The sequence below is a fragment of the Cyclobacterium sediminis genome, assembly GCF_054781075.1.
The window spans coordinates 164529-176939 of the sequence record NZ_BAAGVC010000043.1; the positions used below are offsets into that span (position 1 = coordinate 164529).

10 protein-coding genes are annotated in these 12411 nt (G+C 39.6%); 9 read left to right on the plus strand and 1 reads right to left on the minus strand.

The features are described 5' to 3' along the window. Positions 1–44: 44 nt before the first annotated feature. Complete coding sequence (gene pdhA, locus ACYVHJ_RS21310; RefSeq protein ID WP_339900862.1) at positions 45–1067, plus strand: pyruvate dehydrogenase (acetyl-transferring) E1 component subunit alpha; 1023 nt, start codon at positions 45–47, stop codon at positions 1065–1067. 157 nt (positions 1068–1224) lie between these two features. Here the strand turns inward: pdhA and ACYVHJ_RS21315 are convergent, their stop codons facing one another. Continuing rightward, on the minus strand, positions 1225–1845 hold the full coding sequence (locus ACYVHJ_RS21315) for an SRPBCC family protein (protein ID WP_460519038.1): 621 nt from the start codon (positions 1843–1845) through the stop codon (positions 1225–1227). Positions 1846–1995: 150 nt separating this feature from the next. Between ACYVHJ_RS21315 and ACYVHJ_RS21320 the strand changes: the two genes are divergently transcribed. The 8 genes from ACYVHJ_RS21320 (at position 1996) to ACYVHJ_RS21355 (ending at position 12399) form a co-directional block, all read left to right on the plus strand. Next, positions 1996–3135 carry a hypothetical protein gene (locus tag ACYVHJ_RS21320; RefSeq protein WP_460519041.1) on the plus strand — a complete coding sequence of 380 codons (1140 nt, stop codon included), beginning with the start codon at positions 1996–1998 and terminating at the stop codon, positions 3133–3135. Between the two features lie 253 nt (positions 3136–3388). After that, complete coding sequence (locus tag ACYVHJ_RS21325) at positions 3389–3973, plus strand: RNA polymerase sigma-70 factor (protein WP_460519044.1); 585 nt, start codon at positions 3389–3391, stop codon at positions 3971–3973. Between the two features lie 3 nt (positions 3974–3976). Next, positions 3977–4954 (plus strand): FecR family protein, encoded by a 978-nt coding sequence (locus ACYVHJ_RS21330; RefSeq protein ID WP_460519047.1) that lies wholly within the window; start codon positions 3977–3979, stop codon positions 4952–4954. Positions 4955–4988: 34 nt separating this feature from the next. Continuing rightward, a complete protein-coding gene (locus ACYVHJ_RS21335; RefSeq protein ID WP_460519050.1) occupies positions 4989–6752 on the plus strand; it encodes a peptidase associated/transthyretin-like domain-containing protein in 1764 nt (587 codons plus the stop codon). A 220-nt stretch (positions 6753–6972) separates the two neighbouring features. Then, positions 6973–7740 (plus strand): GntR family transcriptional regulator, encoded by a 768-nt coding sequence (locus tag ACYVHJ_RS21340; RefSeq protein ID WP_339900872.1) that lies wholly within the window; start codon positions 6973–6975, stop codon positions 7738–7740. 239 nt (positions 7741–7979) lie between these two features. Beyond that, entirely contained in the window at positions 7980–9200 is a 1221-nt protein-coding gene (locus tag ACYVHJ_RS21345) for an MFS transporter (RefSeq protein WP_339900873.1), read from the plus strand. 86 nt (positions 9201–9286) lie between these two features. Continuing rightward, complete coding sequence (locus tag ACYVHJ_RS21350; RefSeq protein ID WP_460519054.1) at positions 9287–10780, plus strand: L-fucose/L-arabinose isomerase family protein; 1494 nt, start codon at positions 9287–9289, stop codon at positions 10778–10780. A gap of 176 nt (positions 10781–10956) precedes the next feature. Continuing rightward, positions 10957–12399, plus strand: coding sequence for a sulfatase family protein (locus ACYVHJ_RS21355; RefSeq protein WP_460519057.1), 1443 nt, complete (start codon positions 10957–10959; stop codon positions 12397–12399). Positions 12400–12411: the final 12 nt, after the last annotated feature.

The window sequence follows — 12411 nt, forward strand, 5'->3', positions numbered from 1 at the left end:
CACTATATTTGAGGCCAAAGTTAGTATATTTTATAGAATACGGTATGGCAAAGAAGAGTTCTAGTACAAGTAAATCTAAAGTAAAATATTCCAAAGAAACCTATAAGTATTGGTTTGAAAGCATGTTGCTTATGAGGCGTTTTGAAGAGAAAGCAGGACAGCTTTATGGACAACAGAAAATAAGGGGCTTTTGCCACTTATATATAGGTCAAGAAGCCTGTGCTGCAGGAGCAATCACTGCCCTCGAAAAAGAGGATAAATGGATAACTGCCTATAGGTGTCACGCGCAGCCTTTGGGCTTAGGTACCGATCCCGGAGCCATTATGGCTGAACTTTTTGGTAAAGCCACCGGCACTACCAAAGGTAAAGGTGGATCCATGCATATTTTTGATAAATCTAAAAACTTTGCTGGAGGACACGCCATTGTAGGCGCTCAAATCCCTATGGGCTTAGGACTTGGTTTTGCAGAAAAATACCTGGGGACCAAAAATTTATCGATCTGCTTTATGGGTGACGGTGCGGTAAGACAAGGTGCATTCCATGAATCCCTTAACCTGGCCATGCTTTATAAAACTCCGGTTATTTTTGTGATAGAGAATAATGGTTACGCCATGGGGACTTCTGTAAAGCGTTCATCGAATGTAGACGAGCTTTATAAATTGGGTGAATCTTATGATATTCCTTCCTTTCCTGTGGATGCCATGAATGTGGAAGAAGTTCATGAAGCAGTGAAAGAAGCAGCCGAAAGGGCTAGAAAAGGCGATGGACCAACCTTGCTCGAGTTCAGAACCTACAGGTACAAAGGTCACTCTATGTCTGATCCTCAGAAGTACAGAACCAAAGAGGAGGTAGAAGAGTACAAACAAAGAGACCCCATCGAGCAGGTTCGAGCTACTATTTTAGAGAATAATATTCTTTCTGAAGATGATATCAAGGGAATTGAAACAGAAGTGAAGCAAAAAGTTGCTGACGCTGTTAAATTTGCTGAGGAGTCTCCTTGGCCTGAGGGTGAAGATGCCTTTAAGGATGTATATGTAGAGGATGATTATCCTTTTGTAAGAGAATAAATAATATTAATTGAAAATAAAAAAAAGCCATTCTAGGAACCCCTTGAATGGCTTTTTTTATCTCAGTACATTTGACAAAAGACAGTTGATTAGCCACTGTTGTTGAATACTCTTTACAATAGTGGTGCTCTTATCGCCATTTAAAAGCTTGGCATGCTTAGATTTCTTCAATGGTTTTTTTTAGGTTTCGCATGGTATTCCATAAGTTTCTTCTGATGATTGGATCTACTATCCATCTTGGTAATCCTTTTTCAGGCACCGAAATGATGTGGTACCTTAATAAGGTATAACCCTCTTTTTCTGTAACAATCCATCTACCTTCTAAGCCCGTCATCTGTTCCATTTCTTCTTCATTAGAAAAAAACCTGCTATTCGAGGAATTGAAATAAATTCTCGTGCTCTCCTTTCTCTCTTCTATTCGGTTGTTTAAATAACACTCTCTGTCTGATAATGGGAAAGGGAAACTGTACCGCATATAACTGATCCATGACTGAGGACCGGTCCTTTTAATTTTATAGGCCAGCGTATTGTCATTCCAGCGCATTCCATAATCCTCCTTTGTCAATACTTCCATAACATTTTCATAAGGAGCTTGGATCTTAATGGTAAACTTTACTTCTCGACTTTTGGTCCCATCTTCCATATTGATCCAGCGTTCGTAGAAGGATAGCCCATTTCCTTCTTTTATCAATTCAAATTCCGGTGGCATATTGGCACTGGCGAAAGTGGAGACAATGGTGAAAATATGAATTGGGACGCTAAATAATATTGATTTCATAATTGCTGATTTTTTTAGGAGGTATTTATTGCCTCTTATAATATAGACAAGAAGACCATGATTTACCCTTGGTTCAAAAAAAAATGAATTGAAAGTAAGGGTATATGTCGAGTGGGTTGTCAAACCTATGAATCGATAAATACAATAATCATGAAAATTCATTACCATAGATTTAAAATTTGTACAGCATTGGCTATGCTGTTTTGTAGTTCCTTAACGGTAGTCTTGGCGCAGACAACACGGCCGGCACATATAGGGTTCATTTACCCGATCAGTACCAATGGGCTAGGTGCATCCAATATTACAAACAACTTTAGCCTTCATGCTTTGGGAGGGCTTTCTGCAGGGGAAAAGGGCTTGGCAATTTATGGCCTGGCAGGGATGGTGCAAGGAGATGCAAATGGTCTTCAAGTGGCCGGATTGTGGTCAAAAGTAAGAGGAGATGTGGAAGGGCTTCAGGTTGCCGGGCTAATGAATGAAGCTCGAAGTGCGAATCAGGCTGTACAGATAGCTGGAATAGTTAACTTATTAGAAATGGATGCACCTGTACAAGTGGCAGGGATATTCAATAAGGCAAGACAGGTGCAGGGTTTCCAAACTGCGGGGATATTTAACTTATCTCAATCTGCTAAAGGTGCTCAGGTGGCTGGGATTGCTAATCTTACCAACACGGTAGATGGTATTCAAATAGCAGGCATAGTCAATGAGGTGGACAGTGTCAAGGGTGTGCAAATTGCAGGAATTGTGAATCGGGCAAAAAAGGTAAATGGAGTACAGATAGCAGGGATAGTGAATATTGCTGAAAGTAGTGATTATCCCATTGGGATAATAAACCTTATCCAAGATGGGGAAATAAGGCTAGGACTTTATGCTGATGAAAATCTTACCTCCATGATTATTTTAAAATCCGGAGGGAAGAAATTGTATGGAATTGTAGGTTTAGGTTCAAATCTCCAATACCACGAGCTTCCTTATGCTGTAGAGGCCGGGATTGGTTTAAAAGTTGTGGATGGAAGCCATTTTCGTTTAGATGTAGAAGGAACCAATCTGTTTATGACTAATTTTAAACGAAGAGGAGAGTATTCCAGGTCCGGACTTAAAGTTCTTCCTGCCATCGTCCTGTCAAATAAAGTGGAAGTTTTTGCCGGGCCTAGCATCAATTATATGCATACCAAATATGCCATTGGGGATGAATTGGCCGGGATGAGTTTATGGAACAGGGAGAGAAGAAATGTTTACAAGGCAATTCATTTGGGACTGTCTGCTGGGATAAACTTAAGAATCTACTAAATTAGCATGAATTCATGCAGGAAAGGCTGTGGGGTAAAAACCTATAATGATAATCCCATGCAACCCAATAAAAGGGTGGACAAAAATGCTTTTTATATGCTCAATTGGTTTCTAGAAAAGTCATTTTTAGAAAAAAAATAAAGTGATTGGATGTTGATTTCCAATTGTTTGAGAAAATTTCACGTCGAATCAAGGGTAAACTGAGTTTGAGTTGTCCTTTTAATGAATGCAATTGTATTAATATCAAGCGTAAGTGAGGGTAAGTTCAAATGTAAAGGAAGAACCGCCATTGAAGGTGGATGACAAGTTGTTTGAAGAGGTCTTTAAAAATCGCTTCAAAGCCTTGTATGGCTATGCCCGAGTGCTGTTGAAAGATGAAGTGGTGGCAGAAGAAGTTGTGCAAACTGTTTTTTTAAAGCTTTGGGAAAAGAGAGGGACTGTAAAGATCACTACTTCATTAAAAGCCTATCTCTATAAAGCGGTTTATTATGATGCCTTGAATTACCTCAAACATGAAAAAGTAAAAATGAAACACAGGGAGAGAAAACAACATGAGTATGCCGGGGACAGGTCGATTGGGGCTGTTGTTGACCATTCTGTGGAAGAAAAAGAAATTCAAAATAGATTGAACCTTGCATTAATGGCTTTGCCTGACAAGTGCCGGAAAGTATTCCAACTTAGCAGATTTGAAGAACTTAAATATGCGGAAATTGCTGAAAGAATGGGTATTTCTATAAAAACGGTGGAAGGTCATATGGGAAAGGCCCTAAAAACCTTAAGACTGGAACTGGCGGAATTTCTCCCCCTGTTTTTGATAATATTGGCAGATAAATTTTAAGTGATGGAAGATAGCTTACTTATAAAATACCTGCTCAAGGAAACCAGTAAAGAAGAGTCTATTGCTGTGAAAAGCTGGGTAGGGGCAAGTAAAGAAAATGAGAAATATTTCGATGACTTTTGCTGGGTATGGGAAAAATCCAAAGAAATAGTCAATGCTGAAGAGATAGATGTAGATAAAGCATGGGAGCAGTTTAAAAAGAATAGAGAATCAAAACTTTTAAAACCAGACCTAAGGAGTAGTCAAAGGTTTTTATCATCGCCATGGGTTAAAATAGCTGCTACGGTTGTGTTGTTGTTGGGGGTACTTGCCATAGTATTTTCTTTTTTACCCCACTCCGGAAAAGCGTTTTATGGCAGTGTAGGCCTGGCTTCTTTAGAAGAGTCTAAGGAAGAGGTTTTACTGGATGGGTCCCAGCTTACCCTTAATAAGCATACCCGACTCTCCTACAGTCAGCGGTTTTTAGGGGATGACCGTTTCGTAGCGCTTATAGAAGGGGAGGCTTATTTTGAAGTTCAAGAGAATCCCCAAAAGCCATTTATAATTGCAGTGGATGAGGTAGAAGTGAAGGTGTTAGGAACTTCCTTTAATATTAAAAAAGCCGAAGGAAAAACCATTGTTATAGTAGATGAAGGCTTGGTGCAAGTGAGTACCGGAAAGGAGAAGTTGTTCCTTACAAAAAATGAAAAAGCTACCATATTTACCAACGATGAAACCATTCGAAAGGAGTCTTCACAGAATCAATTGTTTAAATATTACGTTAGCAAAGAATTTGTAGCAAAAGATATGGCTTTAGAGGAACTGATTGAGGGGTTAAATGAAGCCTACGGTAGTAAAATTGAGCTAGTCTCGGAGCGTGCCCGAAGCATGTCTATTACCACTACACTGCCTTTTGGACCCCTTGAAGATAATCTTGAAATTATCCGTCAAACACTGGGGGTGTCCATCTCTCATGAGGGAGGGGTGATAATTATTGAATAATTTTTTACCTTCGAAGGGTCTCTCGATAATTGCTATGATTTGTAAAATTCGCTGGTTTTTTCTGTTATTCACCATTTTCCTGACGCCTCAAAAATTTGTTAGTGCCCAGGATTTTCTACTGCATGAGGTGAATTATGAGGAGGCTAATCAAGTCGCCTTAGGGAATGTAATGGATGAGTTGTCTCAGGAACAGGGATTTTATTTTTCCTACCAGAGTAGCCTAATTGATCTAGATGAAACGGTTTCGGTACCCTCATACGAGGGACAGGTAGCTGATTTTCTTCGTTTGCTGCTAGGGGAGGATTTTGAATTTAAGGAGCATGACAAATATGTAATTATTAAATATGCACCGGGTAAATTGGATGTTGATTTAATTGAAGGGAACAAGCGCTCAATGCTTAAGGGGAAAGTTAGGGATTTACATAGCGGAGAAGCCGTTCCATTTGCCAGTGTTTATGAAAGGAACACCATGGTTTCATCCTTGTCTGATCAAAATGGGGACTTCGAGTTAAAATATAAAATGCAGCCGGATGACCTTGTTTGGCTGACCGTTAGCAAGGAGGAGTACCGCGATACTTCTTTTGTGATTTTACCATCAGTTGATGTAGGTTTAAGGGACAAATCCAGAAAGCTAAGGTTTTATCCGGAAGACGGAGCTGTTGAAGCAATGGAAAACAGTGCGCTTGGGCGTTTATTTATTGGATTTAGACAAAGGGTGCAAAGGCTAAATTTGGGTGGTTTTTTTGCAGAAAGCCCTATGCAGGTATCCCTTACGCCGGGGTTGAGTTCTCAAGGGGTCTTTAATAGTCAGATGATTAATAATTTTTCCCTAAATATTCTGGGAGGCTATACTGCCGGAGTGGAGGGGTTGGAAATTGCCGGCATTTTCAATATCAATCAGAAAGATGTAAAAGCGTTTCAGGTAGCAGGGATTTTTAATATGACAGGTGGGGATGTGGATGGTTTTCAAGCTTCCGGCATTCATAATTTCGTGTATGGCAAGGTGAATGGTTTTCAGGTTGGCGGAATTTACAACCATGTAAAGGGAGAAGTAAATGGTGGACAAGTTGCCGGAATCTATAATTTCAGTCAAGGTTCATCCGATATTCAAATAGCTGGTTTATTTAATAAAACCGACCAAGCTAATGTTTTACAAATAGCAGGTCTGTCTAATCGTGCAGATCGTAGTACCGGCGCATTCCAGATTGCAGGATTAAATAATTATTCGCAAGGAGAGGTGAGCTACCAGATCGCCGGGCTCGTAAACAAGGCTGAGCATGTTTCTGGTGTTCAATTGGCCGGGTTAATAAATATTGCCAAGTCGAGTGATTATCCCATCGGTCTAATTAATCTTATAGAAGACGGAAGAAAGAGCCTGGCTGTAGGTATAGATGAGACTGGGATCGGGCAAATTACTTTCCGTTCCGGTGGAAGAAAGTTGTATGGGATTGTGGGCCTGGGTATGAGGGAGCTTAGTGAAAGGATGTATGGTTTAGATTTAGGGTTTGGTTTGCATGTATTGGATAAAAAGAAACTGTTGATGGACTTTGAATTTGTTAATCGACAAACAACTGATTTTTCCGAATTTTCAAACAATACAAGTTTTTTTAGATTGATTCCCGCCTATAAGTTAGGGGATCGTTTGAGTATTATGGGAGGACCTTCCATTGGGTTTACCGTCTTTGATAAAAACTGGGAATATCCAAGTCCCGGTTATGTGTTGGCTGGTAGAACCACAAAAAACGGAAGGTATGCCTTGCATGCTGGTTTTTACGCAGGTGTAGCCTATTCGTTATGACCCGAATCACAATTTCTTTTACTTACTGTCCTTTGGTAGAGAGTTAAAATTCACCATTGATTTCTTGCTGATGGGCCACATTCAAAAGAGCTATTCTGTGTTTTGAACTTTTTTCCCTTACATTTAACGCTTAAAATCATTTAATTTACAAGAATTACCCATGATTTTAAATTCTTACTCAAGTGTTCGCTGCCTGAGTCAATGAGAATATTATTCTTTTATGAAAAATCCAAACAAGAACAAGACGCCAAAATTTATAGCAATAAGTGAGCAAGTAATAGATAAAATTATTAGCGGTGAATTGTTGCCCGGAGACAAGGTCCCTTCTGAGAATGAATTGATTCACACATTTGGTGTTAGTAATACGACTGCTAGAAAAAGCCTTCTGGAAATAGAGTCCAGGGGCTATGCGCAAAGAATCAAAGGGAAAGGGACGTTTGTGTTAAATAAAACGGGGGATTATCACTTGGTAAGAACCTTGGGGTCAATTGATGCCACAAGGAGAGGTTTTGATGAAAGTTTGAAAGTGGAAGGTTTTGAGCCCAAGACCATTGTGTTAGAAAAAACAGTCTTGGATCATGGGGTGTCAGCAGAAATAAGTGGTAAAAACTATATTATTGAAGGTCCTGTTTTGAAAGTGCATCAGCTGAGGTATGCAGATGATATGCTATTGAAAGATGAGACCAAATATATATCCTTAAAATATTGTCCAAAAATCAATAGGCTTTCAACTGAGCTGTCCTACTTTAAGGTTTATGAGGATAAATACAAGCTGAAGATATCAGATATTAAGCAAACCTTAAGTGCCATAATTCTTCCACCTGAAGATGGCGATAATAATTTTGACATAGATTACCCATTGCCGGTTTTTGTCTTGGATAGTGTGGTGATAAGTGGCAAAGCCAATGTGCTTGAATTGGAGAAGTCTTTGTATAGAGGGGATAAATACAAATTTGCGATCATTGCACATCCCGAATACAAAGGCTGAATAATTTACAACTTAAATTTCAATGTTTTTTTTCAGTAATTGTCTCCGAGAGGGGGCATGGATTCATTCCGTATTTTCTAACTTAGGGCGTTAAGATATATTTTAAATGACCTTAATATTCGGAATTAAGTTTTGTTTTTATGTCATAATGGTTTCATAGTATCTTTATTTATATAATTATCTTGTTTATTTGATTATTAAGTGATATCATTGTTTTATTAACTTAGAGCGTTAAGATAATGAGCCCAAAAATCCGATGGTATATTTTAGCAATGATTTTTATTGCTACAGGTCTAAATTTTTTAGACAGGCAGGTCTTGTCCATGACCATAATCAAAATTCAGGAAGAACTTTCAATTTCAGATGTACAGTATGGTTGGGTAAACACCGGCTTTCTGATTAGCTATGCTTTGATGTTTACGGTTGGAGGCAGATTGATTGATAGATTTGGAGGAAAGAAGGGATTGGGTTTATCGGTAGGGATATGGTCTTTGGCAAGTGTTCTTCATGGGGTCATGAATACTTTTTCTCAGTTGTTAGGATTTAGATTTTTATTGGGAGTGGGAGAAGGGGCTTGTTTTCCCGGTGCTGCAAAATCAGTCTATGAATGGTTTGATGAAAAGGAAAGGGCTTTTGCCAATGGAATTGCAATTGGCGGCGCAGCAATAGGAGCGGTGGCTGCACCTCCTTTGACTATATTGATTGCCGGGGAATATGGTTGGCGCTGGAGTTTTGTAATTCCCGGGCTTATAGGTTTTATATGGCTTGTACTTTGGTTTGGACAGTCATGGAAAAAAAGTATTCATGCACGAGAGGCAAAAGAAATGGCTGAGCCTGCAGTCCAAATTTCTATAAAAAAGCTGCTCCAAAATAAAACAGTACAGGTATTTATATTGATTAGGTTTTTATTAGACCCGGTATTTTACTTTTTAATGTTTTGGGTGCCTAAATATCTAAACCAAGAGCGAGACTTATCATTCGAACGGATTGGAGAATTGTTTTGGATCCCTTTCTTGGCCTTGGGCCTTTCGAATATCCTAGGAGGCTGGTGTTCAGATAAATTGGTCAAGCACAATTTCACTATTAATGCTGCAAGAAAGTGGGTAATGGGATTTGCGGCAGCCTTGACTTTGGTGGCTCCTTTTATATCATCAGTTTCCACAATTGAAGTAGCGATACTGCTGATGAGTTTAATGATGTTGGCCCATGGCTTTTGGATCACAAATTATATTACGGCCATAGCGGATGTATTTGGTAAATATGCAACATCTTCAGTTGTAGGCTTATCCGGAACGGCAGGTGCTATTTCAGGAATGATCATTAATCCTTTGATAGGCTGGATTGCTCAAAACTATTCCTACGGCCCACTTTGGTTGGTCTCCGGCATCATGTATCCTTTAGCCTTTGTCATTCTAATGGTATTTATACCTAAAATCAAAACGATCGAATTGAGTACATAAAATTCAACTGACAGTTGGGCTTGATCCTTACTGCTGAATTAAACATAGTGCGTTAACAGGAAGTAAAAAAACTGAAACTTAATACAATGAAAGAAAGTATAGGAAAGGTTAACCCGGTGGAGGGGAAATATAAAATTGAACGTAGAAAATCATCATTGCCCAGGATTGGGGTTTTTGGCGTCGGTTATTTCAAATATTGGGCTCAATTTGATGGGCTTTTGGATGCCTTATTAGCCAAGCAAAAAGTGTTTATAGAAAAAATTGAACATAACAATGCGGAGGTAATAGATTTTGGTTTGGTGGATGATGCACAATCAGCCTATGATTTGGTACCAAAACTACAGGCTGCAAACCTAGATTTGATATTTTGTGACATGCTCACTTATGCCACCTCAAGCACCTTTGGTGTTATTATCAAAAACATCAATGTGCCAATAGTATTGGTGGCCTTACAACCAGATAAGGCCATGGATTACAGTAGGGCCTCAACATACATGCAGCTGTACAATGATGATGTTTGCTCTTTGCCTGAGTTTGCAGGGGTGGCTATTAGGATGGGTAAGAGCGTGCCTGAAGTCATCATCGGTACTTTACATGACGATCCCGAATCAGAGCGAATGATAGGAGAGTACTGCCGAATAGCAAATGTTCTTCATGGCCTAAAAACGGCAAGGATAGGTCATATTGGACATCCTATTGAGGCAATGCTAGACATGCACACTGATTCCACCATGCTCACAGCTCATTTTGGAGTGCATATTGTTCAGTGCGAGGCCAATGAAATTGTAGGTAATTATGGTGCCCAAGTTTCTGAAGAAGAAGTAAGCAATGAAGAAGACCGTATTTTATCCTTTTTTGACACCCCTGATCCTGTATCAGATCCCATTTCTGAGAAACTGAAAAAGGAAGATTTAAAAGTAGCTGCGGGTGTTTCAATAGCCTTGAAAAAATTCGTTGAGGACCGGAAGCTTGATGGCCTGGCCTATTATTACAATGGAGAGGCCCAAAGTGAAACCCAATTGGTGATGTCCAACTTAATTGTTGGCAATTCCCTATTGACAAGTTCAGGTTTTCCCATGTGTGGAGAGTCTGACTTAAAATGCTGTATAGCCATGTTTATCATGGACCGTTTCGGTATAGGTGGAAGTTTTGCTGAGTTTCATCCGGTAGATTTTAAAGAAAACTTTGTTTTAGTTGGGCATGATGGTCCACACAATATATCGATTGCTCAGGGCAAGCCAGTGCTTCGAAGTCTGAAAAAGTACCATGGCAAACCCGGTTTTGGTGCAGGAGTGGAATTTAAAATCAAAGAAGGCCCCATTACCATGTTGAGCATTAGTTCAAATTATGAAGGGAAATTTAAGTTTGTTATTGCGGAAGGTGAATCAGTGGAAGGCCCTATTCCTCCTACAGGAAATACCAATACCAGAGGCTTTTTCAAACCAGACGTTCGCACTTTTCTGACCAACTGGATCAAGGAAGGGCCAACCCATCATTTTGCCTTGGGCATAGGTCATCACGCAGCAAGCATTCATAAGATTGCCAATTATTTAAATATAGAATCGGTCATAGTAGTCTGAACTTAATTAACGATTAACCCAAAATAACTGACTATGAAAACACTTATTAAAAGTTTTGTTTTTGAAAGAATGGGGACTATAATTTTTTTGAAATGATTCATGGTTGGAGATTTGTTGAAATAGGTAAGATGAATAATAAATGTTTTCTGGTATTTTAGATAAACCGTAAAATAAAAATGAGGAGAAATAGAAACGGTAGAATTTATTTTCATGCCTTATATATAAATGCTGTATTAAGTCTACTGACAAGTTGCCAAAGTGGCGAAACAGAAAAGAGGGACAAAAAACCTAATGTATTGGTTATTCTAACAGACCAGCACACCAATGATGCGCTAAGCTATTTGGGGAATCCTTTCTTAAAAACGCCTGCAATGGACCAACTAGCTAAAGAAGGAACCTTTTTTACCGCATCTTATTGTACATCCCCTGTTTGTGGCCCTGCAAGAAGTAGTCTGATTACAGGGAGGATGCCTCATGAAACGGGTGTGGTCTGGAACTCCACGAATATCCGTCCGGAGGTGCCTACCATAGGCCAGATTTTTAAAAAAGCTGGCTACAATACTGCATGGGCAGGGAAATGGCATTTGCCACAGTCTTATCCTGCCAAAAGTGGAGTAGATTCCGTTGCCGGTTTTGAAGTAATTCCCTTTCAATCCCTTTCAAGAGAATGGGACTTGGGTGAAGATACCGATGGACCCATTGCGGATGCAACGGTCAATTACCTTAACAATTATTCAGAAGATCAACCTTTTTTATTGGCTGTTTCTCTTCATAATCCACATGATATCTGCCATGTACCCAGAAGGCCGGATGAGTATGCCAAAGCCCATGAGTTGGAAGACTTGCCTCCCCTTCCCTTTAATTACGCAATCGATCCTGATGAACCACAATTCCTAAAAGAAAAGCGTTTGATGGATCATTATGGAGATGAATTGTTGAAGACCTTGGACTATACCGATGAAGATTGGCAAGCCTACTTGTACCATTATTATCGGTTTACTGAAATGGTGGACAAGGAAATTGGAAAAATCATGGAAGCCTTAAAGAAAAATGGCTTTGATGAGAATACAATTGTAGTCTTAACCAGTGAACATGGGGATGGGGGCGCTGCTCATAAATGGGCTGCCAAATTAAGTCTCTATGAAGAAGTAGCCACTGTGCCTTTTATTATTCGGTACAAGGGCAGGGTCCCTGCACAAAACATTGATAGAAATCAGTTGGTATCAGGAATTGACCTAGCTCCCACGATTGTTGATTATGCAGGATTGCCTTCCTCAGCTAAATTTACGGGTAAAAGCCTTAAGCCGATTTTGGAAAATCCGGGCGAAAGGTTGAGGGAATATTTGGTGGTACAGCTGGCTGATGATAAGTTGGACTCGAGTAGGCAGGCCAGAATGATCAGAAATGATCGATACAAATACAATTTGTACAATCAGGGCGCGCGAAATGAACAGTTATTTGACTTGTGGAAAGATCCCGGAGAACAAAATAATCTTGCTTATCAGGAAGCTTATGCACCTGTTAAAATGAAATTGAACAAGGCATTGAAGGAATGGATCGCTGCCACAGAGGATGACTTTTTTCAATGGCATCCTTTGCCGAATATAAATGAGAAATAGGTAGCCTGCGTC